Annotated in this window: 18 protein-coding genes; 8 read left to right on the top strand and 10 right to left on the bottom strand. The window is 69.2% G+C overall.

Annotated features, from left to right (window positions below; translation table 11 throughout):
• The first annotated feature begins 111 nt into the window (after nucleotides 1-111).
• From ACWD3H_RS31155 to ACWD3H_RS31185, 7 genes are all read left to right on the top strand, one after another.
• On the top strand, nucleotides 112-1,209 hold the full coding sequence (locus ACWD3H_RS31155) for a sensor histidine kinase (RefSeq protein ID WP_451957526.1): 1,098 nt from the start codon (nucleotides 112-114) through the stop codon (nucleotides 1,207-1,209).
• Nucleotides 1,206-1,877: a response regulator gene (locus tag ACWD3H_RS31160; protein ID WP_451957527.1), complete on the top strand. Its 672-nt coding sequence runs from the start codon at nucleotides 1,206-1,208 to the stop codon at nucleotides 1,875-1,877. Before ACWD3H_RS31155 ends, ACWD3H_RS31160 begins: the two co-directional genes overlap by 4 nt.
• Before the next feature lie 144 nt (nucleotides 1,878-2,021).
• Complete coding sequence (locus ACWD3H_RS31165; RefSeq protein WP_451957528.1) at nucleotides 2,022-2,288, top strand: hypothetical protein; 267 nt, start codon at nucleotides 2,022-2,024, stop codon at nucleotides 2,286-2,288.
• Between the two features lie 69 nt (nucleotides 2,289-2,357).
• On the top strand, nucleotides 2,358-4,331 hold the full coding sequence (locus tag ACWD3H_RS31170) for a S9 family peptidase (RefSeq protein ID WP_451957529.1): 1,974 nt from the start codon (nucleotides 2,358-2,360) through the stop codon (nucleotides 4,329-4,331).
• A gap of 156 nt (nucleotides 4,332-4,487) precedes the next feature.
• Nucleotides 4,488-5,825 (top strand): PucR family transcriptional regulator, encoded by a 1,338-nt coding sequence (locus ACWD3H_RS31175; RefSeq protein ID WP_451957530.1) that lies wholly within the window; start codon nucleotides 4,488-4,490, stop codon nucleotides 5,823-5,825.
• Nucleotides 5,826-5,895: 70 nt separating this feature from the next.
• Complete coding sequence (locus ACWD3H_RS31180) at nucleotides 5,896-7,167, top strand: NAD(P)/FAD-dependent oxidoreductase (RefSeq protein ID WP_451957531.1); 1,272 nt, start codon at nucleotides 5,896-5,898, stop codon at nucleotides 7,165-7,167.
• 84 nt (nucleotides 7,168-7,251) lie between these two features.
• Nucleotides 7,252-9,180: a propionyl-CoA synthetase gene (locus ACWD3H_RS31185; protein ID WP_451957532.1), complete on the top strand. Its 1,929-nt coding sequence runs from the start codon at nucleotides 7,252-7,254 to the stop codon at nucleotides 9,178-9,180.
• A gap of 117 nt (nucleotides 9,181-9,297) precedes the next feature.
• On the opposite strand, the gene ACWD3H_RS31190 is transcribed toward ACWD3H_RS31185, so the two are convergent.
• The 8 genes from ACWD3H_RS31190 to ACWD3H_RS31225 all read right to left on the bottom strand — a co-directional run bounded on the left by ACWD3H_RS31190 (nucleotide 9,298) and on the right by ACWD3H_RS31225 (nucleotide 18,543).
• The gene (locus ACWD3H_RS31190; RefSeq protein WP_451957533.1) at nucleotides 9,298-10,320 is read right to left on the bottom strand and encodes an N-acetylglucosamine kinase; all 1,023 of its coding nucleotides are present in this window, start codon (nucleotides 10,318-10,320) and stop codon (nucleotides 9,298-9,300) included.
• A gap of 5 nt (nucleotides 10,321-10,325) precedes the next feature.
• Nucleotides 10,326-11,213, bottom strand: a complete 888-nt coding sequence (locus ACWD3H_RS31195; protein ID WP_451957534.1) for an alpha/beta hydrolase — start codon at nucleotides 11,211-11,213, stop codon at nucleotides 10,326-10,328.
• Between the two features lie 68 nt (nucleotides 11,214-11,281).
• Nucleotides 11,282-12,676, bottom strand: coding sequence for an NAD(P)/FAD-dependent oxidoreductase (locus ACWD3H_RS31200; RefSeq protein WP_451957554.1), 1,395 nt, complete (start codon nucleotides 12,674-12,676; stop codon nucleotides 11,282-11,284).
• A gap of 200 nt (nucleotides 12,677-12,876) precedes the next feature.
• Complete coding sequence (locus tag ACWD3H_RS31205) at nucleotides 12,877-13,647, bottom strand: ABC transporter permease (RefSeq protein ID WP_451957555.1); 771 nt, start codon at nucleotides 13,645-13,647, stop codon at nucleotides 12,877-12,879.
• Nucleotides 13,648-13,771: 124 nt separating this feature from the next.
• Nucleotides 13,772-14,623, bottom strand: a complete 852-nt coding sequence (locus ACWD3H_RS31210) for an ABC transporter permease (RefSeq protein WP_451957535.1) — start codon at nucleotides 14,621-14,623, stop codon at nucleotides 13,772-13,774.
• Between the two features lie 42 nt (nucleotides 14,624-14,665).
• The gene (locus ACWD3H_RS31215; RefSeq protein WP_451957536.1) at nucleotides 14,666-15,895 is read right to left on the bottom strand and encodes a polyamine ABC transporter substrate-binding protein; all 1,230 of its coding nucleotides are present in this window, start codon (nucleotides 15,893-15,895) and stop codon (nucleotides 14,666-14,668) included.
• Nucleotides 15,896-15,914: 19 nt separating this feature from the next.
• Nucleotides 15,915-17,060: an ABC transporter ATP-binding protein gene (locus tag ACWD3H_RS31220; RefSeq protein ID WP_451957537.1), complete on the bottom strand. Its 1,146-nt coding sequence runs from the start codon at nucleotides 17,058-17,060 to the stop codon at nucleotides 15,915-15,917.
• 25 nt (nucleotides 17,061-17,085) lie between these two features.
• Complete coding sequence (locus tag ACWD3H_RS31225) at nucleotides 17,086-18,543, bottom strand: gamma-aminobutyraldehyde dehydrogenase (protein ID WP_355553528.1); 1,458 nt, start codon at nucleotides 18,541-18,543, stop codon at nucleotides 17,086-17,088.
• A 193-nt stretch (nucleotides 18,544-18,736) separates the two neighbouring features.
• On the opposite strand from ACWD3H_RS31225, the gene ACWD3H_RS31230 reads away from it, so the two are divergent.
• Entirely contained in the window at nucleotides 18,737-19,231 is a 495-nt protein-coding gene (locus ACWD3H_RS31230) for an Lrp/AsnC family transcriptional regulator (protein WP_451957538.1), read from the top strand.
• A 4-nt stretch (nucleotides 19,232-19,235) separates the two neighbouring features.
• On the opposite strand, the gene ACWD3H_RS31235 is transcribed toward ACWD3H_RS31230, so the two are convergent.
• Together ACWD3H_RS31235 and ACWD3H_RS31240 are read right to left on the bottom strand one after the other, a co-directional pair.
• Nucleotides 19,236-19,934: a DivIVA domain-containing protein gene (locus ACWD3H_RS31235; protein ID WP_451957539.1), complete on the bottom strand. Its 699-nt coding sequence runs from the start codon at nucleotides 19,932-19,934 to the stop codon at nucleotides 19,236-19,238.
• Nucleotides 19,935-20,198: 264 nt separating this feature from the next.
• On the bottom strand, nucleotides 20,199-22,958 hold the full coding sequence (locus ACWD3H_RS31240) for a glycosyl hydrolase family 95 catalytic domain-containing protein (protein ID WP_451957540.1): 2,760 nt from the start codon (nucleotides 22,956-22,958) through the stop codon (nucleotides 20,199-20,201).
• Between the last annotated feature and the right edge of the window lie 350 nt (nucleotides 22,959-23,308).

Here is a 23,308-nt window from a genome sequence, read left to right on the forward strand (position 1 = left end):
GCGCCGCGGAACGAATCTCGCCTCAACCCAGGACGCTACGCGAAAACCGCTGCTCCTCCTCGCGGACGATGTTACTTCCCGGCCGGTGACCTGCGCGGATACTGTCGGCTGGTGAACGAGACCCTGGTGGTGCACAGGCTGCGCCACGGCCACTGGGTGGCCCTGGACGTGGCGGCCGCGCTGCTGCTGGCCGCCGCCTTCGCCGCCGCGGCCCAGCTGAGGACCGGCCTGCCACCGGCGACCGCGCTGTCCGCCCTGGCCGCACTGCCGGTCGCGACCCGGCGCGGGTGGCCGCTGCCCTCGCTGGCGGTGTCGCTGGCCGCAGCCGTCACCGCGCTGCTTATGGGCGTGGACTCCGCCTACCTGCCGGTCGCCGTCGTGCTCTACTCGGTCGGTGCGCAGAAGCCGCGCAGGCGGGCCGTCACCGGACTGGCCGCGTCCCTCGTCTGCGTGGCGGCCGCCCTGCTCGCCGCCGCCTGGCCGTCCTGGACGCAGGCGCTCGGCAGCGCTGGGTTCGGCCTGGCCCTCATGGGCCTGTCCTGGACGGCAGGCCTGGCCGTACGCGAGAAGAATCTTCTTGCCGCGCGTACGGCGGAGCGGGCCGTGGTCGAGGAGCGGCTGCGGATCGCCAGAGACCTGCACGACGTCGTCGCGCACAGCATGAGCCTGATCACGATGAAGGCGGGGGTTGCCGGGCTCGTCGCCGAGACCCGTCCCCAGGAGGCGCGCGAGGCGCTGCGGCTCATCGAGACCACCGGCAGGGAGGCGATGCTGGAGATGCGCGCGATGCTCGGCATGCTGCGCTCGCAGACCAGCACCCAGGGCACGGCGCCCGCGCCCCGGCTGCAGGACCTGCACGCGCTGGCCGCGCACGCGGGGGTCGAGGTGGACCTGCGCGTCGAGGCCGAGGATCTGCCCGAGGGGGTCGGCCTGGCTGTCTACCGGATCGTCCAGGAGGCGCTGACCAACGTGGTGAAGCACGCGGGAACCGGCTGTCGGGTGCGGGTCACCGTACCGAAGGCAGGGGTGGTGGAGGTCGAGGTGGCCGACGAAGGCCGGGGCACGCCGCGCGGCGGGGGCGGCCACGGGCTGCTCGGCATGCACGAACGCTGCCTCATGTACGGCGGGCAGCTCACCGCCGGCCCGGGCCCGGGCGGCGGCTTCCGCGTCCTTGCCCGCCTCCCCTACGCGCTGAAGGACACCCCGTGATCAGGGTCGCCGTCGCCGACGACCAGCCGCTGCTGCGCGCCACCCTCACTAGGCTGGTCGGCACCGCCGACGACATGGTCGCCGTCGGCGAGGCGGGCACCGGCGACCAGGTCGTCGAACTGGCCGCGCGCACCAGGCCCGACGTCGTGCTCATGGACGTCCGCATGCCCGACATGGACGGACTGGCCGCGACCCGCAACATCCGCGCCGACCCGGCTCTGTCGCAGGTCCACGTCATCATCCTGACCACCTTCGACCTCGACGAGTACGTCTACGAGGCGCTCCGCGCCGGGGCCAGCGGATTCCTGCTCAAAGACATCCCGCCAGCCGACCTGCTGGCCGCGATTCGGGTGGTCGCTTCCGGCGAGGCGCTGCTCGCGCCGACGGTCACGCGCCGGCTCATCGCCGAGTTCGCCCGCAAGGAGGCGGCCGAGCCCCTGATCGCGCGCGAGCTGGCAGCGGTGACCGGGCGCGAGCGCGAGGTGCTGACGCTCATCGCCCGCGGCCTGACCAACCCCCAGATCGCCGCGCACTTGGGGCTCAGCATCTCCACGGTTAAAACCCACGTACGCAGGCTGCTGTCGAAGCTGGACGTGCACGACCGCGCCCAGCTCGTCATCGTCGCCTACGAATCAGGCCTGGTCACCGCCGCCAAGCGGAGCAGGTAGACGAACGACGCACGCGGCTACGCGCCACCCTCGCCGCCCACGACACCGGCAGCGGGGTGTACTTCGACTCACGCGCCTGGATCATCACAGCCCTGCGCCTGCCGAAAACTCTATCCATGCAGTTCAAGCGGCATGTGAATACTCGTGGAGGACTCCGCCGAGCCGGTCTCGTCGGCATACGTTCAGGTTGACGATTCCGGCCGGATCGATGATCGGATCCGGGACGGCGCCTCGTGGAGCCGCCCGGTCCAGGGCTTGACGGGCTCGGTGGGCGTCTGGTCCACCGACTTCGGTGTCGGACGCTTGGACAGGGCCGGCGCCTACCGCGTGGGGATCTACAGCGACAACCCTGACTGCGAGTGTTTCGTCGCGATCGGCCCCTCCAAGGAGTTCTGGCCTCGACACCCGTAGAGTCCAAGCCCTCCGGTTTCCGACCTGAGTCGATAGGAGATGGACCGCCCCATCGCGTAGGGTCCGCCCATGAGCGGTGGGGACGTGCGCGGCAGCGCCACTTGGGGCCAGGTCGAAGAGTATTTCCGGCGGTTGCACGAGCCGGCGTTGGGACAGCCGTACAAGCTGCTGGAGCCGTCCTGCTCCGCCGACGGGTCGCGGATCGCCGTGACCGGCCTCGTGTACGACGAGCTGGCCGGCCTTCCACGCCAGGCCTGCTTCCTGGTCGACGGTGCGGACCTGCGGCCGCTGACGGGGCCGTCCGGTTCCTCGCGGCAACCGCGCTTCTCCCCGGACGGGGCGACGGTGGCATTCCTGTCGGACCGTACGGAGGCAGGCCGGTTCCAGCTGTACCTGTTGTGCACCGGTCAGCTGGGTGAGGCGGAGGCGACCCCGGCCGTGCCCGGGACGGTGGAGTACTGTTCCTGGTCGCCGGACGGCACGAAGGTGCTGCTCGGGGTGGCGGGGCTCGGCGCCGATCTGGCCAGTGATCAGGGGAGCGGCACGACGTACAAGCCGAAGGAGGAGCTGCCGGATTGGCACCCGCGCGTCGAGATCGGCGTGACGGAGGAGTCGTGGCGGTCGTTGTGGATCCACGACCTCGCGGCAGGTACGACCACCAGGCTGTCGCCGGAGGGTCTCAACATCTGGGAGGCGGTCTGGCTCGGCCCCGACGCGGTCGTCGCGGTCACCAGCCCTGCTCCGGGCGAGGCCGCCTGGTACACGGCCGCGCTCTCCCGCCTGGGCCTCGACAGGGCGGTTACCGAACTGGCCCGCTCCGAGGTGCAGCTCGGCTGGCCCGCGGCCTCGCCTTCCGGGGAACGGTTGGCGGTGGTCGAGGCGGTGGGCAGCGACCGCGGGGCCATCGCGGGTGACCTGCTGGTGGGCGCTCCCGGTGCTGCCTTCGAGCGGGTCGACACCGGCGAGGTGGACGTCACCGCGACCCAGTGGATCGACGCGGATCGCCTGGGAATCCTGGGGATCCGCGGCCTGGAGACCGTCGCCGCGGTGTACGACGCGGTGACCGGGAAGATCACCGAGCTGTGGTCGAGCACGGACACCAGCTGCGGCACGGACTACCCGGAGGCGGCCTGGTCCGCCGACGGCCGCGTGGTGCTCGTCGAGGAGGGCTACTCGGTGCCGCAACGGGTCGTGGTGCTGGGTGACGACCGGGTCGAGCTCGCGGGGATCGGACACCCGGGCACCGAGTACCTGCTGTCGGTCGCGGGCAAGGCCGAGACGGTCGCCTGGTCCGCACCGGACGGGCTGCGAATCGAGGGGATCCTATGCGTCCCCGCCGGGGACGGGCCCTTCCCGCTCGTGGTGAACATCCACGGTGGCCCGGTGTGGGCCTACCGGAACACCTGGTCGATGTCCTCCTCCTATACCCCGCTGCTGGTGGCCCAGGGATACGCCGTCCTCAGCCCCAACCCGCGGGGCAGCTCCGGCCGCGGGCAGGACTTCGCCCGGCTGGTCTTCGGGGACATGGGCGGCGAGGACACGGCCGACTTCACGTCCGCGATCGACGCTCTCGTCGAGCGCGGGATCGTGGACCCGGCCAGGGTCGGCCTCATCGGCGGGTCGTACGGCGGCTACATGTCCTCGTGGCTGGTCACCCAGGACCAGCGCTGGGCTGCCGCCGTACCGTTCTCACCCGTGACGAACTGGTACAGCCAGCACTTCACCAGCAACATCCCCTACTTCGACGTGCTGTTCCTCAACGGGAACCCGGAAGTCCCCGGCGACAAGTTCCACTCCAGGAGCCCCGTCACCCACGCCGGCAAGGTGCGCACCCCGTGCCTGAACATCGCCGGCGCCCTGGACCGTTGCACTCCCCCGACGCAGGCCCAGGAGTTCCACCAGGCGCTGCTCGAGCACGGCGTCGAGTCCCAGCTCGTGATCTACCCGCAGGAAGGCCACGGCGTCCGTCAATTCCCGGCTCTGATCGACTTCTGCACCCGCGTCGTGGACTGGTTCCAGAAGCACATGCCGGCCCGCGGCTGACACCCTTCGTACCCGAAGGTCCGGCTATGGCGCAGCGTGCGATGATTGGCGGCAAGAGGGCTGATCCACCGCCCTCGACAAGGGGTGAACGGACAGGCCCGGGTTTCCATCCGCGGTCGGCCGGCGGACGTGGCGCACGCCACTTACCGTCCTGCCATGACGATCATCTTCCGTGCCGCTCGGCTCGCCTTCTGCCGAGCCCCTGACCGGCGACGTATCGACGCGCTCGCTCGTCCCCTTCGCGAGCGAGGATGGCAAAATCAGCGTACGCAGGAGTGGTGGTGCGAGGTGGACGAGCTGCAGCGGGTCGCGCAGGCGCTCGCGGACCGGATCAGCCTGGCGGTGGCGATCGACGACCCTCAGATGAACCTGATTTGTCACACCGCCCACGACGACCACATCGACCGGCACCGGATCTCGAGCATCATGAAGATGCGCGCCCCGGACGAGGTCGTGGCACACGCCGTCGCCCAGGGCATCGCCACGGCCGAGGGGCCGGTGCGCGTGGCCGGGCGGCCTGAGATCGAACTGCTGCCCCGGATCTGCTTTCCTGTCCGCTGCCAGGGGCTCCTGTTCGGCTACCTCTGGATCATCGAGCCCGAGGAGGGGCTACCCGCGGACGAGGTGCAGGCAGCGGCGAAGGCCGCGGCGGACGCGGGCCAGCTGCTCTTCCGCGAGCGCCTCGTCGACGACCTGCGGGACAGCCGCGAGCGCGAGCTGTTGCGGGACCTCATCTCCGACGACCCCGCGGTCAGCTCCGCAGCCGCAGACCTGCTGGCCGACGAGGAGATGCTGCCCCCTGCCTGCTCGGTCGCGGTCCTCGTGGTGCAGGCGAGCTCGACCGAGCAGGAGGACCTGCGCACTACGTTGCACGCTGTGCTGCGCCGGGCGGGGCGACGGGCCACGCCGCTGGTGAGCCTGTCGATGGCACGTGCCGGCGGCCGTGGTGTGCTGCTCCTGGCCGGGCGACGTCCGCCTGGGGCGGCCGACCTGCGAGAGGTGGCCGAGCAGGTGCAGGACGAGCTGGTCAAGCAGCTCGGTGACAGCGTCCAGGTGCGGGTGGGCATCGGTCCCGTCGTGGACGGGCCCACGCGCGCCTCGGTGAGCGCGCGGCGGGCGCGCGAGGCGCTCGACGTCACGCAGAAGGTGACCGGCTTCGGCACGGTGACCGCGTGGGATGACCTCGGCGTCTACCGGCTGCTCGTGCAGCTGCCGCTCTCCGACCTGCCGGAGGACGCCATCCCCGACGGGCTGCGCACCCTCATGGAGTCCGACCACGAGGGCACGCTGGCCGAGACCCTGGAGACCTGGCTGGACGAGGGCTGCGACTCGCGGCACACGGTGGCGCGGCTGCAGGTGCATCGCACGTCGCTGTACTACCGGCTGGGGCGCATCGAGGAGATCACCGGGCTATCCCTGAAAAGCGGCGGCGTACGGCTCGACCTGCACCTCGGGCTGAAACTCGCCCGCCTGCAGGGGCTTATCGGCAGGTGACGAACCTGGGACGGGGAGACCTCGACAGCCGTCGGTGTACCCTGCGTTGACACGAGGCGAGACTTTGCACATGAGTGTGACATCAGACGTAGTGGTGGTCGGTGCCGGCGTGATCGGCTCCTCGATCGCCTTCGAGCTGGCCAAGACGGGCCGCTCGGTGGTGGTGGTCGACAAGGCGAGCGGGCCCGGCCAGGGGTCGACCAGCGCGTCCAGCGCTGTGATCCGGTTCAACTACTCGACCTGGGACGGCATTGCGCTGTCCTGGGAGTCCAAGCACTGCTGGGAGAGGTGGGCCGACCACCTCGAGGGCGTGGACGACGCCGGGATGGCGAAGTTCCACCGCGTCGGCAAGGTGTTCATGGACGTCGACATCGCGCCGATGGACCGTGTCCTCGAGATGTTCGACCGGGCGGGGATCCCGTACGAGGTTTGGGAGGCCGACGAGCTGGCCCGCCGAATGCCCGGGCTCGACCCTGGCCGGTTCTGGCCCCCGAAGCGCATCGAGGATCCGGCCTTCTGGGAGGACACGGACAAGCGCCTGGGTGCGCTGTGGACCCCGGACGCCGGCTTCGTCGACGACCCGGGGCTGGCTGCCGTCAACCTCGCCAACGGCGCGAAGCGGCGGGGTGCGCAGTTCCTGTTCAGGCGTCAGGTGATCGCCGTCCTCGGCGACGGTGCGGTGAGCGGTGTCCGGCTCGACGACGGCACGACCGTGAGCGCGCCCGTCGTCATCAACGCGGCCGGGCCGTGGTCCGGCAAGCTGAACGCGCTGGCGGGCGTCGGCGCAGGCTGGTCGGTCACCGTCCGGCCGATGCGCCAGGAGGTGCACCACATGCCCGCGCCGGCCGGCTACAACGGCGAGGGCATCGGCCCGTGCATCGCCGACCTCGACCTCGGCATCTATCTGCGGGGCGCCCCGGGTGACGGGCTGTTGGTCGGCGGCACCGAGCCCGAGTGTGACGAGCTGCAGTGGGTCGACGATCCCGACGCCATCAATCCCAACCCCACCCGGCAGGTCTTCGAGGCACAGGTCACGCGTGCCGCCCGCCGCCTTCCCGACCTCGGTGTGCCCGGCAGGCCGACCGGCATCGCCGGCGTCTACGACGTCACCGAGGACTGGACCCCGATCTACGATGGCACGGAACGCGCGGGCTTCTACGTCGCGATCGGGACCAGTGGCAACCAGTTCAAGAACGCCCCCATGGTCGGGCGCCTGATGCGGGCCGTGATCGACGGTGAGAGCCGCGTCGTCGGTGAGCACACCGGGTTGGAGATAGGGCTCGCCGCCTTCGGTCGTGCCCGGCCGCACAACGCGGACTCGACGGGCACGGTGATGGGATGACCGAGCCCGCCTTCATGTCACTCCGCACGCGAGGGTCGGAGAGGGGCCTCGACCGGGCGCCCCCCAGGAGAGCATGATGGCCTGATGTCGTACGCTGACGCGTTTGCCCGCAGCATCACCGACCCGGAGGACTTCTGGGCCGAGGCCGCCGAGGCGGTCACCTGGAGCAGGCCCCCGCGCGAGGTGCTGGACTCCGGGGCGCCGCCCTTCTACCGGTGGTTCCCCGACGGGGAGCTGAACACCTGCCACAACGCGCTGGACCGGCACGTCGAGGCGGGCCACGGCGACCGGGTCGCGCTGATCTACGACAGCCCGGTGACCGGCACCGGCAGGCGCTACACCTACGCCGAGCTGCGCGACGAGGTCGCCAGGTTCGCCGGGGTGCTGCGCCACCTCGGGGTGGAGCAGGGCGACCGGGTGGTGATCTACATGCCGATGGTGCCCGAGGCGGTGATCGCCATGCTGGCGTGCGCGCGGCTGGGAGCCGTGCACTCGGTGGTGTTCGGCGGGTTCGCGCCCAAAGAGCTGGCGGCCAGGATCGACGACGCGCGCCCCAAGGTGGTCGTCTCGGCCTCCTGCGGGATCGAGCCCACCCGCGTGGTGCCGTACAAGCCGATGCTCGACGCCGCGCTCGACCTGGCCGGGCACCGGCCCGCGCACTGCGTGATCCTCCAGCGCGAGCAGGCACCGGCGGAGCTGGTGCCCGGGCGGGACGTCGACTGGGCCGACGCTGCGGCCGAACCCGCCGGGTGCGTGCCGGTGAAGGCGACCGACCCGCTCTACATCCTCTACACCAGCGGCACCACCGGGCTGCCGAAGGGCGTCGTACGCGACAACGGCGGGCACGCGGCGGCGCTGCTGTGGAGCATGGCCAACGTCTACGACATCGCGCCCGGCGATGTGTTCTGGGCGGCGTCCGACATCGGCTGGGTGGTCGGGCACTCCTACATCGTGTACGGGCCGCTGCTGCGGGGCGCCACGACGGTGCTGTACGAGGGCAAGCCGGTCGGCACCCCCGACGCGGGCGCGTTCTGGCGGGTGATCGCCGAGCACCGGGTGAACGCGCTGTTCACCGCGCCGACCGCGTTCCGCGCGATCAGGAAGACCGACCCGGAGGCGGCCCTGCTGCGCGGCCGTGACATCTCGTCGCTGCGGACGCTCTTCCTCGCCGGGGAGCGCCTGGACCCCGACACCTATCACTGGGCGGCGGAGAAGCTCGGCGTCCCGGTCGTCGACAACTGGTGGCAGACCGAGACCGGCTGGCCCGTCGCGGCCAACCTGCGCGGCCTGGAACCCATGCCGATCAAGCCGGGCTCCCCCACCGTGCCCGTCCCCGGCTACGACGTGCGCGTGCTGCGGTCCTCGGGCGCCGAGTGCGCCTCCGGCGAGGAGGGAGCGATCTGCATCCGGCTCCCGCTCCCACCCGGCACCCTCCCCACGCTCTGGCAGGACGACGAGCGCTATGTGAAGTCCTACCTGTCGGCCTTTCCCGGCTACTACCTGACCGGCGACGGCGGCTACCTCGACGAGGACGGCTACCTCTTCGTGATGGGCCGCACCGACGACGTGATCAACGTGGCCGGGCACCGGCTGTCGACGGGGTCCATGGAGGCGGTGCTGGCCGCGCACCCGGCGGTGGCCGAGTGCGCGGTGATCGGGGTCGCCGACGAGCTGAAGGGGCAGGTCCCGCGTGGCTTCGTGGTGCTGAAGAGCGGGGCGACGGTCGAGGTCGAGACCCTGCGGGCCGAGCTGATCCTGGCCGTCCGCGAGCAGGTGGGCGCGGTGGCGGCGCTGAAACAGGTGGACGTGGTCCCGGCGCTGCCGAAGACCAGGTCGGGGAAGATCCTGCGCAAGACCATGCGCGGCATCGCCGAGGGCTCCGACGAACCCGTCCCCTCGACCATCGAGGACCCGACGGTGCTGGACGTGCTGCGACCCATCGTCGGGCGCGGCGCCACCGCCCCGGACGGCCGGGACGCCGATCCACTCCGCTCGGGTTCCGGCGACGGCTGACAGGTCTGCTCCGGTTTTCAGGCCGGTACGGTTCGTTCCGGAAACGAGCCGGTCTCCTCTCCGGTGGCGAGGGGCGACCCGGCCGAGAGCGCGTTCGCTCCCGGCCGACCGCCGGGATCAGTCGCCGGAGACGATGCGGGCGTGCAGCCGCGCGGCGGTCGCCGGGTCCCAGCCGAACGCCTCCCGCCCGGCCAGCCACGCCGCCGCACCCGCGCCGTCACCCGCCAGGACCGTCGCGGCCCCCAGCTTCTCCCGTACCGCGGGGCCGACAGGTCCCTCGCCGGTCAGCACGCTCCCGGCCAGCACGATCGGGCTCGTCTCACCCGCCGGGCGGACCTCGGCCACCGTCTCGCAGAGCAGCCGGGCAGCGGTGGAGGCGATCTCCAGGGCGACCGGGTCGCCCTCGGCCGCCGCCCGGCTGACGAGCGGGGCGAGCCTGGCCAGCTCCAGCGTGGGCCGCGACTGGGCGCGGACCACCAGCTTGATCGCCAGCACCCGCATCTCCTCCGCCGCTGTCCCCCCGGCCCCACCGCCCTGCTCGGCGGGCCCGTCCTGCCCAGCCGTTCTCCTCCCCCGCGGGAGCGGCTCGCCCTCCAGCAGGGCGTCGACGACGAGGCGGGTCAACGTCCCGCCCGCCTCCCCCCGGCTGAGGGCGTGGGCGGCGGCGCGGGCCGCCTGCCTGCCCAGCCAGAAGCCGGAGCCCTGGTCGCCCAGGAGCCAGCCGAGCCCGTCGGCGATCAACACGGGTTCGCCGTCCTCGATCCTGGCGGCGATCGCCCCGGTCCCGGCGATGAGCACGGTGCCGCGCGGCTCCGCCGTACCGGCGGCGAAGGCGATGCCCAGGTCGCCGGTGAGCCGGGGCCGGACGCGCAGGCCGGCCGAGGCCCACATGGGGTCGAACACCAGGCGGTCCAGCGCCCCGGCGCCCGCCATCCCGATGACCGCCCCCGCCACCAGGCCCGGGTCGGTCCCGTGCAGGGCCTGCCGCAGGGCCAGGCCGATGTTGGCGACGGCGACGGCGTTGCCGTGGGCCGCCGGGTTGCCGCCCCCGGCCACGCCGTATCCGGCCCGCCGGCCGTCGGCGTCGATCAGGAGCGCCCGTGAGGACGTACCGCCGACGTCCAGTCCGAGGACGCACATCGCGTTCAGAGGTGCTCTCCGAAGAACGCGGCGACCGCCTCGACCGCCCGGGTGACGTGTGGCTCGGTGTCGTAGAGGTCGATATGGAGCCGGGTGTCCAGCCAGACCAGCCTCTTGGGGTCGTCCATCCGCCGGTAGGCCTCCTCGGCGCCCTCGGGCGAACAGAAGCGGTCGACCACACCGTGCACGACAAGGCCCGGCTTGGGTGACAGGAAGTCGGCACCCGTCATGTTGTCCAGGATGATCAGCTCTCGGACCGAGGCCCGGGTCACCGTGTTGCTCCAGTGCGCCGAGGCGCCTCGGGAGGTGCCGTAGTAGGCGAACGGCTCGTCGCCCGGCATGGCCGCCTCGCCCTCCTCGGCCACCGCGGGCAGGTACTCCACCTCACCGCTCCTGTCCTGCCGCTCCAGCACCTCCGTGAAGGAGGCCAGCGCCCGCTGGTATCCGTCGGGCGACATCCCCGCGCGCATGCCGTAGGGGTTGTTGTACGCCCCCGCGACGCCCGCGAACGCCTTCACCCGGGGGTCGAACGCGGTGAACCTGAGCGCGTAGCCCGCGCCGAGGCAGATCCCGACCGCGCCGATCCTGCCGACGTCCACCTCGGGCCGCGAGCGCAGCAGCGAGACCGCGGCCCGCAGGTCCTCCAGCTTGCCCTGCGCGTCCTCGTGGTTGCGCGGCTCGCCACCCGACTCGCCCCAGTTGCGGTGGTCGAACGCCAGCGTCACATATCCCGCTCCGGCCAGCCGGGACGCGTACAGGCCGGTGACCTGGTCCCGGGTTCCGGTGAACGGGCCGGTGAGGACCAGGGCGGGGTGCGGGCCCGGTGCCACCGGGACCCGCAGGTCGCCGGCGAGGGTGACCCCGCCGGCGGTGAACTTCACCTTTTCCGACATGGTGCAAGTCTGTACGGCCCGCGTGCCGGAAGCCAACGACCGTCCCCGGCCGGGGCCGGGGACAGTCCCTAGGAGTCGAACCCGAGGCCCATCCGGTCCAGGGTGCGCAACCAGAGGTTGCGGCGGCCCTGGTGCAGGTCTGCCTGGGCGATCGACCAGCGGGTCATCTGGATCCCGACCGAGCGGACCGGCTCGGGCGGGAACGGGACGGGCTTCTCCTTGACCATCCGCAGCTCGGTCCGCTCGGTCCGTGTCCCGGCGAGCAGGTCGAGCATGACGTTCGCCCCGAACCGGGTCGCGCCGACGCCCATACCGGTGTATCCGGCGGCGTAGGCCAGGCGCCCGCCGTGCGACCGGCCGTAGAAGGCGCTGAACCGGCTGCAGGTGTCGATGACCCCGCCCCACCTGTGGGTGAAGCGCAGCCCGGACAGCTGGGGGAAGGTGCTGGAGAAGTGTTCGGCCAGCTTGACGAAGGTCTCGTCACGCTGCTCGTACTCGGGCTTGATCATGCCGCCGTTGTAGTAGACCGCGTCGTAGCCGCCCCAGAGGATCCGGTTGTCCTCGGTCAGCCGGTAGTAGTGGAACTGGTTGGCCGCGTCCCCGACCCCCTGCCGGTTCTGCCAGCCCACCGAGGCCAGCTGGTCGGCGGAGAGCGGCTCGGTCATCAGCGCGTAGTCGTAGACCGGCACGAGGAGGTGCCTCAGCCGCCGCAGCAGCGGCTGGAACACCCCGGTGCCGAGCGCGACGTTGCGCGCCCTGACCAGGCCGTGCGGGGTGAGCAGGTCCAGGCTCGTCGGGGTGTCCTTCATGGTGCGTACCGGCGTGCGCTCATAGATGCGCACGCCCACCGAGAGGCAGGCCTCCCGAAGCCCCCAGGCCAGCCGGGCGGGGTCGAGCATGGCGCAGCCGTCGCGATCCCAGTGGCCGCCGATGTAGGTGGGCGAGTTCACCTCCGCCCGGACCTCTTCCGCGTCGAGGACGTCGAAGCGGGCGCCCAGCTCACGGGCGATGTCGATACTCCGGTTCATCTCCTCCAGCTGCCACGGCTCGGCGGCCACGTGCAGCTCGCCGGTGCGCTCGTAGCCGCAGTCGATGCCGTACCTGGCTATGGCCTCGCCGATCTCGTCGAGGTTGTCGACACCGAGGCGTTCGAGCGTGGAGATCTCCTCGGGCCAGCGCTCCAGCCCGTTGGCGAGACCGTGGGTGAGCGTTGCCAGTGCGAAGCCACCGTTGCGACCGGAGGCCGCCCAGCCGACCCTCCGTCCCTCAAGCAGGACGACGTCAAGTGACGGGTCGCGTTCCTTTGCCATCAGGGCGGTCCAGAGCCCTGAGAATCCTCCGCCGACCACTGCCAGGTCGGCGCTCGTCTCACCGAAGAGCCGCGCCAGCGGCTCGGGTTTCGCCGGACTGTCGAGCCAGTACGGCTTGCGCTCCGCATCAGCAAGAGCCTTCAGCGGATCCACAAATCTCACTTCCCTACGTGAGTCAGGTTTTCTCTGTGTGTATCGCGTGGTCGTGAAGATCACGCGCGGGTTCCCCCCGCCTGAATCCGATCTCGCCTCCCTGTTCTGTGCCGTGGATGTTCTGTCATGGATGTCCTTGCGGGCATCCGGATACACCGAAGCCCCGCGCCACCCGGTGAGGGCACGGGGCTTGACGGCGGCTAGGTGCGGCGGCGCGCGTTGACCGTGTTGAACACGGCGATGGCGACGCCTACCGCGAATATAAGCGTCCCGAGGATGTTGACCTGAGGCGGCACCCCGATACGGGTGGCACCCCAGATCCACAGCGGGAACGTCTGGGTGGCACCACTGGTGAACTGGGTGATCACGAAGTCGTCGATGGAGAGCGCGAAGGCCAGCAGCGCGCCGGAGACGACACCGGGCAGGATCATCGGGAAGGTGACCCGCCAGAACGTCGTCCAGGTGGACGCGCCCAGGTCGCGCGCCGCCTCCTCGATCGACCGGTCGAGCCCGATCACCCGGGCGCGCACGGTGATCGCCACGAAGGAGAGCGAGAAGAGCACGTGCGCGATGACCACCGTCGCGAAGCCGGTCTGCACGCCGGCGCTGATGAACAGCGAGAGCAGCGAGGCGCCCATGACGAGTTCGGGCGAGGCGATCGCGGCGAACATCACCAGGTTGGTCGCGCCCTGCCCGCGGAAGCGGTAGCGGCCCAGGGCCAGGCCCATGAGCGTGCCGATCAGCGTCGTGATCACTGTGGCCAGCACGGCGATCTTGAGCGAGTTGACCACCGCTGTGACCAGCTCCGGATACTCGTCCAGGCGGCCCCACCACCTGAGGGTGAAGCCCTGCCAGGTCACGTTCGACTTGCTCTGGGTGTCGTTGAAGCCGAACACGATCATGACGGCGATCGGCAGGAACAGCCAGGCGATGATCAGCCAGACGTAGACCTTGAGCAACCGGTCACCCAGCCGCCTCGTGTTCAGCGGGGACCTCCGCCCGGCGGGCGGGCCGGCGTCCACCCCGTTCACGACATCGGATTCGCTGATGCTCACGGTCGCTCACCGTTCCTGGTCCTGCGGAGGGTGTCAGGGCTCATCGGGCCGCCGCCTCCAGGACGTTCTCGGTGCCGAGCGCCTTGGCGTAGGCGAAGATACCGATCAGCATCGCCGCCATCAGCGTGAACGACAGCGCGGCGGCGGTCGGGTAGTCGTTGTTGACCAGATACTCGGTCTGGATGATGTTGCCGATCATCGTGTTCTCCGGGCCGCCGAGGATGCCCGCGTTGACGTAGTCCGCGGTCATCGGGACGAACGTCATCAGCACCCCGGCGAACACGCCGGGCAGCGAGAGCGGCAGCACGATCTTGGTGAACGCCTCGCGCTTGGCCGCGTACAGGTCCTGGGCGGCCTCGACCACCTTGGGGTCCACCCGCTCCAGCGCGACGTAGATCGGCAGGATCATGAACGGCAGGTAGTTGTAGACCAGGCCGCCGATCACCGCGAACGTCGTCTGCAGCACGTGGAAGTCCTCGGGCAGCAGCCCTGCCGACTTGAGCGGCGAGAGCAGCATGCCGTCGTCGGCGAGCAGGAACCGCCAGGACACCGTGCGCAGCACGAACGAGACGAAGAACGGCAGCAGCACCAGCAGCAGGTAGGTGGACTTGCGGTTGCCGCCCTTGAACGCGATCCAGTAGGCCATCGGGTAGGCCAGCGCGATGGAGACGACGGTCGCGACCAGACCGTACCCGGCCGAGCGCAGGAACTGGGTCTGGTACTGCGTCAGGGCGTCGCCGTACACCGAGAAGTTGAACGTCTGGGCGAACCCGTTGACCACGTCGCCCTCCTGGGTGGAGACCGAGGCCATGAAGACCATCGGCACCACCAGGAAGATCGCCAGCCAGAGTCCGCCGGGCAGGATGAGCAGGTAGGGGGCGAGGCGTTTCACCGGCCGCTTGCCCCTTCCCGACTGGTTCGCTCTCTCATCGGCCTAACCCTGCGTGATCGGCTGGAAGATGTCCTGGAAGATCTTCTCCTCCGCCGGTTCCAGCTTCTTGTACGACCGCAGTTTGGCCATGTCCGTCTCCGAGGGGAAGATCATCGGGCTTTCGGCGATCTGCTCCAGCGCGGCCTTCTCCTTGCCCGTGGCCTTGGCGGCGTCGGCGAGGACCAGGTCCTTGGCGGAGGAGACCGGCGTGATGTAGTTGATGGACTCGACCAGCATCGTGGCGATCTTCGGCTGGTAGACGTAGTCCATGAAGGTCAGCGCGTCGACCGGGTTCTGCGAGGTCTTCGGGATGCACAGGTTGTCCGTCCAGATCGTGCCGCCCTCCTCGGGCACCACGAACCTCAGGTCCTTGCCTTCGGCGACCTGCTGGAAGATGTCACCCGACCAGGCCATGGTGATCCAGATGTCTCCCCTGGCGAGGGCGTCGACGTAGTCGTTCTCGTAGTACTTGCGCACCAGACCCGCGTCGCGCTGCTGCTTGAGCTTCTCCCCCGCCTTCTTCCAGTCGGCCTCGGTCGACTTGTCAGGGTCGATGCCCAGGGCGAACATGCCGAAGTTGGCGACCTCCTGGGTGTCGAGCATCATGCCGACCTTGCCCTTGTACTTGGGGTTCCAGAGGTCGGCGATGCTCTTGACCTCGTTCACGTACTTGGGGTTGTAGGCGATGCCGGTCAGGCCGCCCGCCCACGGGACCGTGTGGGCGTTGTTCGGGTCCCAGGTGGGGTTCTTGACCACGGAGCTGGCGTTGGCGGCGAAGTTCGGCAGCTTGGCGTGGTCGAGCGGGACGAGGTAGCCCAGCGCGATGGCCTTGGACAGCTGCAGGCCGTTGGTCAGGACCATCAGGTCGTAGCCGATGTCGTTGTTGGCGGCGAGCAGCGGCTGGATCTTGCCGAAGAACGTGGGGATGTCCTGGATGGCCTCCGTGTAGGTCACCTTGATGCCGGTGTCGGCCTCGAACATCTCCAGGGACGGGTACCGCTTGCCGTCCTTGTCGATGTAGAGCGGCCAGTTGGCGAAGCGCAGCGTGCCGTTCTTCTTCTTGGAGCCCCAGTACTCGTCGACGGCGTCCTTCTGGGGCGCCTCCACCTTCTTGCCCTGCACGCCGCAGGCGGTGAGGGCGAGAGCGGCGGCCGACATTCCCCCCAGGCGGAGGGCGTCACGGCGGGTGACGGAGCGGCTCTGCGTCATGCCACGCAGGAAGGCGGGGTTCATGCGGGGATCCATAGCGTGCTCAACTTCCGATCGCGTACGAGTGGTGCGGCTGCCACGACAACCACACGGCGTCGCCACGCTCCGCCGTACTCGTGCTGTCGAGTGCGTTCTGCTGGAAGACGGTCACCTCTGCCCCCTGGGCCAGGCCGACCGTGTAGGAGTTGTAGAGCCCCAGGTAGACCACCTCGGAGACGACGCCTCGTACAACGCTGAGGTCTCCGGTGGGCTCCTCGGTGGAAATACTGATCTTCTCCGGGCGCACCGTGATCGCGATCGGCTCCCCGGCGGTGAACGATCCGCCTTCGGCGAGCACCTGGTCCTCATCGCCCAGCTTAAGCACCGCGAAACCGGACTGGAGACGGTCGACGGTGCCGTTGAGCAGGTTGGACGTGCCGATGAATCCGGCCACGAAGGCGGTTGCCGGCCGCTCGTAGATCTCTCTCGGAGTGCCCAGCTGCTCGACCATGCCGTCGTTCATGACCGCGATGCGGTCACTCATGGTGAGCGCCTCGCTCTGGTCGTGGGTGACGTACACGAAGGTGATGCCGACCTCGCGCTGGATGCGCTTGAGCTCGATCTGCATGGCCTGGCGGAGCTTGAGGTCGAGGGCGCCGAGCGGCTCGTCCAGCAGGAGCGCGCGGGGGTTGTTGACCAGGGCCCGCGCCAGGGCGACCCGCTGCTGCTGGCCCCCGGACATCTCACGGGGGCGGCGCTTCTCACGCCCGGTGAGATCGACGATCTCCAGGATCTCGCCGACGCGGCGCTTGATCTCGGCCTCGGCCACCTTCTTGCGCCGCAGGCCGAAGGCGACGTTCTCCCAGACGTTCATGTGCGGGAAGAGGGCGTACGACTGGAAGACCATGTTGACGTCGCGCTTGTTGGGGGGGACGTCGGTGACATCCTGGCCGTGCAGCCGCACGTTGCCCCGCGACGGATCCTCAAACCCGGCGATCATGCGCATGGTGGTGGTCTTGCCGCAGCCCGAGGGGCCGAGGAGGGAGAAGAACTCCCCCTCGGCGATCGTCAGGGTGACACCCTTGACCGCCTGGACGACCTCGCCGTGGGAGACATACTCCTTGACGACCCCATCAAGTTCGATCGCGGGCATTTGGGGCGAGCGGGAGGCGGCGTCGGCCGCCTCCGCACCCACCTGGATTTCGGTCATGCCAGGCTTATCCCTCTGTTCGCGGCTATTCGCCGATGTAGTGCATGACGTGCTTGACGCGAAGGTAGTCGTGCAGTCCAAAAACGGACAAATCCTTGCCGTAACCGGAGTGCTTGAAGCCTCCGTGTGGCATTTCTGAGACGAATGGGATGTGAGTGTTGACCCAGACGACACCAAAGTCGAGACGGTTCGACACTCGCATCGCCCGGCCGTGGTCGGAGGTCCACACCGAGCCCGACAGGCCGTACCTGACGTCGTTGGCCTTGGCCACCGCGTCCGCCTCGTCGGAGAAGGTCTGGACCGTGATGACCGGCCCGAACACCTCGTTCTGCACCATCTCGTCGTCCTGCTTCAAGCCGTCGACGAGCGTGGGGGCGAAGAAGTAGCCCCGCTCACCGACCCGGTTCCCGCCGGTCAGGACCTTGGCGTGACCGGGGACCCGGTCGAGGAAGCCGGTGACGCGGGCCAGCTGCTCGGCGTTGTTGAGCGGGCCGTACAGGGCCTCCGTGTCGGAGAGGTCGCCCGTCACGGTGTTCGCCACCGCCTCGGTGAGCGCGGCGACGAACTCGTCGTGGGCCTCCTCGTGGACCAGCACGCGGCAGGCCGCGGTGCAGTCCTGGCCGGCGTTGTACAGGCCCGCGGTGGCGATCGACTCGGCGGCGGCCTTGAGGTCCTTGACGTCGTCGAACACGATGACGGGCGCCTTGCCGCCCAGCTCCAGGTGGACCCGCTTGAGGTCCTCGGCGGCGCTCTTGGCCACGGCCATGCCGGCGCCGACGGAACCGGTGATCGCGACCATCGACGCGGTCGGGTGGCCGACGACCAGCGCGCCGGTCTCCCGGTCGCCGACGACGACGTTGAAGACACCCTTCGGCAGGACCTCGCCGAGGATCTCGGCCAGCTTGACCGTGGAGACGGGAGTGGTGTCGGAGGGCTTGAGCACGACGGTGTTACCCGCGGCGAGCGCCGGGGCGATCTTCCAGACCGCCATCATCATCGGGTAGTTCCACGGCGTCACCTGGCCCACCACGCCGATCGGCTCGTGCCTGATGACCGAGGTGTGCTCGGCCAGGAACTCACCGGAGGTCGGCCCCTCCAGCGTGCGGGCGGCGCCGGCGAAGAAGCGGAAGTGGTCGGCGGCGACCGGGGTCTCGTCCTCGGCCATCCGGGCGCGCGGCTTGCCGGTGTTGAGGCACTCGGCCTCGTTCAGCTCCTCGGCCCGCGCCTCGATCGCGTCGGCCACCTTCAGGAGCAGGTTGGCGCGCTCGCCCGGAGTGGCCTGACTCCACGACTCGAACGCGGCGGCGGCGGCGGCGTAGGCGGCGTCGACGTCCTCCTGTCCGGAGATGGGAGCACTAAGGTAGATCTCTCCGGTGCAGGGGTCGATGACGTCGGAGAACCGGCCGCTCCGAGCCTCCACGAGCTCACCGTTGACGTAGTTTCTCAGGCGGGGGAGCTCACTGGTCTCAACCGGGGTGGTCACCGTCGGCCTCCTATGGATCGGGGCTGAGTTGTCGCGACTCTTACAGAGCAAGAACCATACGACAAGGGATTTCGTTGTTAAGATACCAAATTGCTACGAAATCGCTTGACAGACGGCCCGAAACCGACAGCATGTCGCATCGGAGCCGCAACACGCCGGAAACAGCCCCGCAATATGACGCCAGGGAGCGCGGATGACGACGCCGCCCAAGGTACGCCGCGACAACGACGCCAGGTCAGGCCCCGTCGTCCTCGACGAGATCTCCAAGCAGATCATCGAACAGCTACAGGCGGACGGGCGCAAGCCCTATGCCGCTATCGGCAAGGCCGTGGGGTTGTCCGAGGCCGCGGTACGCCAGCGGGTCCAGCGCCTGATCGACGCGGGGGTCATGCAGATCGTCGCGGTGACCGACCCGTTGACCCTGGGCTTCTCCCGCCAGGCCATGATCGGCATCAAGTGCGAGGGCGACCTGGAGATCGTGGCCAACGAGCTGTCGGCCATAAAGGAGATCGACTACGTGGTGCTGACCGCCGGGTCGCTCGACATCATGGTCGAGGTCGTCTGCGAGAGCGACCGGCACCTCCTGGAGATCCTCGGCAAGATCCGGGCCATCCCCACGGTCCGCGCCACCGAGACCTTCGTCTACCTCAAGCTTCACAAGCAGACCTACTCCTGGGGCACCCACTGACACCTCAACGGCCGAGGTGGGACTCAAGGACGCCCGCCAGGTCGGCGAGGAACTCGTCGACCTGGCCGACCGCGTAGCCCGGCCTCAGCAGCACCGTGGCGAACCTCGCTCCGCGCACGTCATCGGGGGTGAGGGGCTGGTCGGTGGTGCCGCGCAGGGTGGCCACGATCCGGTCGAGGAAGGTGTCGACCTGGTCCTCGTTGTAGCCCATGCCGAGCCGTCCGGGTCTGAAGGCGGCCCGCTCGACCCGGACGGCGTGCTCCTCGATCTCATCGGCGCCGAGCGGTTCCGGCAGCCCGCCGGCCACCGGCTCCCACACGGCCCGGACGACGGCCGCCGGTTCCCGCTCGGCGGCCCCCGGATCCCGGAGCGGCGGTTCAGCGCGCTGTGCCCACTGCTGTTCCTGGGGCGCGGTCGGCCAGGGCACGGGCTGCCGGCGCGCGGGAACGATCGGCCGCCCGTCCGCCCCGGTGGGCCGGGTCTCGATCGCCACGATGAAGGCCTCCAGCGCGAAGTCGACGGCGATCTCGTGGTAGCCGCCGAGCTTCGTGCGGAAACGGGCCTCGCGGATCTCGTCCGCGGTGATCGGCTCCCCCTCCGGGGTGCCCCTGCCGAGGGTGCCCTCGATCCGGCGGACCAGCAGATCCACCTGATCGGGGTCATATCCCGTACGCACCCCGAGAACCCGTGGAAAGCGGTTCAACCCCGCATCCTTTCGCATCTCCCCGATTGGCCCTTACCCGACGCATCCATTCTGAAGGGGATCACCGGATAAAAGCGAGACGTCAGGGGCGGGCGCGGATCCGGGCGTTCCGGCGGGTGTCGAGTCCCGCGGGAACGGCCTCGGCGCCCGGCGAGGTCGGATAACCCCGCGAGGACGACAGCGGCCGGGCCCGACAGATCGGGTAACCGTCGGGAACAGCGAAAACCGAGCCCACCGAACTCGGTTTCCGGAAAATCAGCTGATTTAGTTATTTATCAGGTCGAACTGCTCCCAGGGGCCGACCGCGTCACGGTTGGCGATCAGCGCCTGGGCTCCGCCGCCCTCGGCGCACACGAACTTGCCGTTTACCTGGGCCTTGAGGCTGACCGAGCCGTCCGGGTTGGTGCTGAGCTGGAAGGTCTCCCAAGGCCCGGCGGAGGGGCGGTTGGCGATCAGCGCCTGGGCTCCGGCGCCCTCGGCGGCCACGAACTGATTGTTGATCTTCGCCCGGAGACCCACGTTGCCGTTGCCCAGATCGACGCGGTCGAACTGCTGCGCCGTCCCGTTGGACGTCCCGTTCGCGATCAGCGGCGAGCCGCTGGAGGCGGTGACGTAGAGACCGTTGGCCTTGGAACGCAGGCTGATCGTCCCGGTGCCGGTCGTACCCCCCGGGAGACCCAGGGTGGAGGCGGTGCCGCTCAGCGCCTTGACGCCCTGGTTGGCTGATCCGGTCAGCGTCGTCGAGGCGTAACCGCTCAGCGGCTTGGCGGTCCGCTCCACGACGTACACGGTGTTGGCGGCGGTGGCGAAGGAGACCTCGCCACCGGAGACGGTGGTCAGGACGGCGTTGTCGGAGGCGCGGCGCACCCTGATCTGCTGGGTGCCCCAGGGGTTGACCACCGTGGCCTGCTTGCCGTGCAGGCTCCTGAGCCCGACGTACTTGATCTCCCCGGCCTCGCGCTCGGAGCTGACCTGGAAGCCGTCCTTGGCCAGGAGGGTGAACTTGCCGACGAAGGAGGAGTCGCCCGGCGCCGCCGGGAACACCCTGATCTTGTCGTTGTAGCTCTGCATGAGCGACTCGTTCAGCGCCGACAGGTGCACGCCGAGATACTCGAAGACGCCGTTGGTGTTGGTGGTCATGCCGTTGGGGTGGTTCTGGTACTTCTGCAGCATCGTCCTCATGCCCTGGTACGCCTGGTCACCGAGACCGAGACGGGCCGCCTGGACCGCGTCGTTGGACCAGACGTTGCCGTAGGGGAACGGCCGCTGGTTCCAGGTGTTCACCGCGGTCTGGTAGTCGGGGTAGCCGATGCCGGTGATGTTGTACGGCCAGATCAGCTCGGAGGCGACGTTCTCGTTGTTCCTCGTCTGTGAGATCGGCGGCTGGTGCGGCTGGTAGGCACCGTTGACCACGGAGTAGGCGGTCAGGTTGTTCAGGATGTTCTGCCAGTCGGCACGCAGGCCGCTGTCGAGACCGAGTTGCTGGCTGACCTGGATCGTCAGCGGGAAGATACTGCGCACCGCGGCCAGGTCGGTGATCGCGTTGCGGACGTTCCAGTACGTCTCGTGGGAGTTGGAGTTGGCCATGTAGTACTTGCCGGTCGGCCCGTCGAAGGACAGCAGGCCCTTGTAGAGCTTCGCGGTCTCCCGCATGTACGGGTACGCCACGTCCCGCAGGTAGTTCGCGTCGTTGGTGTAGCGGTACTGCAGGTACATGTTGTGGGCGGCCTGGTAGCCGGTCGTCAGGATGTTCTTGGTGTAGTCGCTGTTGATCGTGCCGCGCGCGTTGCCGTCCCAGCCCATGGTCTCGGGCACCCACAGGGCGTCGATCCCGTACCTCGTCGTCGTGTACGACTTCAGCGCGTTGTAGTTACGGCTGTAGAGCCGGTTGAAGGTGTTCATCAGGTCGGTGTGGTTGGAGGCCAGGAAGGAGTTGTAGACGTCTCGCTGGTTCCAGTACCAGTAGGCGTTGCTCCACTTGGAGTTGTCCTGCGTGGCGCGGAAGACACCGTTGATGAAGTGCAGCGGGTAGTCGCCGTAGCCGCCCGCGGCGATCATGTACGTGCTGAGGTAGTAGACGTTCTCCATGTAGTCCGCGTCGCGGGAGGAGTTGGAGTACTGGACGAACGACTTGGCCCAGAACGCGTGCCACCAGTTGCGGTAGTTGTTGAACGTGTTGGCGTAGCCGGTGTTCTTGACCGAGGTGAGCTGGCTGCGAGCCTGGGCGACCGAGTCTCGGTTGGGGGCGTTGATCCGGCTGGCGGCGGTGAACCAGATCGTGTAGCTGGAGGTGGGCGTGATGTTCAGCCGTACCCTCCTGCCGTCCACGACCTGGGTGGTGAAGTTCGCGCCCTCGACGGTGGCGGCCATGGTGTAGCCGAAGCCGCCTGCGTCGGTCTGGCCTCTGCTGAATCCGGCCACCCCGGCGTCGGAGAAGGTGGAGATCGTCCGCCAGGTGTTCAGGTCGGGCACGTCCGCGATGTTCTGGACGGTGGCCGGGTCCCACATGCTGAGGTCGAACGCCACGTTGGACACGCCGCCCCGGGTGTCCTCGACGTGGATGCCCATGACCTCGGAGTTCGGCGACCCCATCACGGTCACGGTCCGGTTGGAGTCGTACTTGGTGGTCAGCGTCCCGTCGTACAGCGACAGTCGCTGCTGGAAGGTCGTGTACCCGGTGTCCATGGCCGGGTTGGTGCTGAGGTTCGCCAGGCCCGCCGCGTAGGTCGACTGCGGCGACAGGTCCACCCCCGACACCTGCATCGTCAGCCCGTTCTGGTTCCAGGCCATGGCCCCGGTACGGCCGTTACCGACGGTCAGGCCCTGGATCGGGTTGGTGTTGGGGCGGTTGTAGACGATGTCGTGCTTCGACAGGTACGACCCGTAGTCGACCTTCAGAGCCCCGGTCGTCTGGTCGAAGGCCGTGTCACCCGGTGCCGCCCACGCCGGCGCGGCCATGCCGGCCGAGGCCAGGCATGTCACGAGGAACCACACGAGTAAGAGGCGTACTGGTTTTCTCGACATGATCTTCCTTAATCGCCACCGGGGACGGCGGCCACGCCGCCCCGTCTTGACCAAGCGCGCGACTCACCCACCTACGTGCCGACGCCTCCGCTGGGTGAGAGCGGGTCGCTTGGGCGGGACGTTCCGGTGAGCGGGTGACGTGCTGCAGGGGGGAGCACGCCGGGAGTCGGTGAGCCGCCGCCGGCAATCGGCGACCGGTGGCGGATCCTTGACCTCCCCGTAGGTGCAGATCCGTCACCGGGACGACTGCCACCACAAAGTGGACCCCTGCTTCACAGTTGGTAGATCGGACCTGTCAGCCGTAGTTAACATCGGATGTCTAGATACGTCAAGACGTGAAATATCCCCCT

The sequence above is a fragment of the Streptosporangium sp. NPDC002607 genome (genome assembly GCF_053592655.1).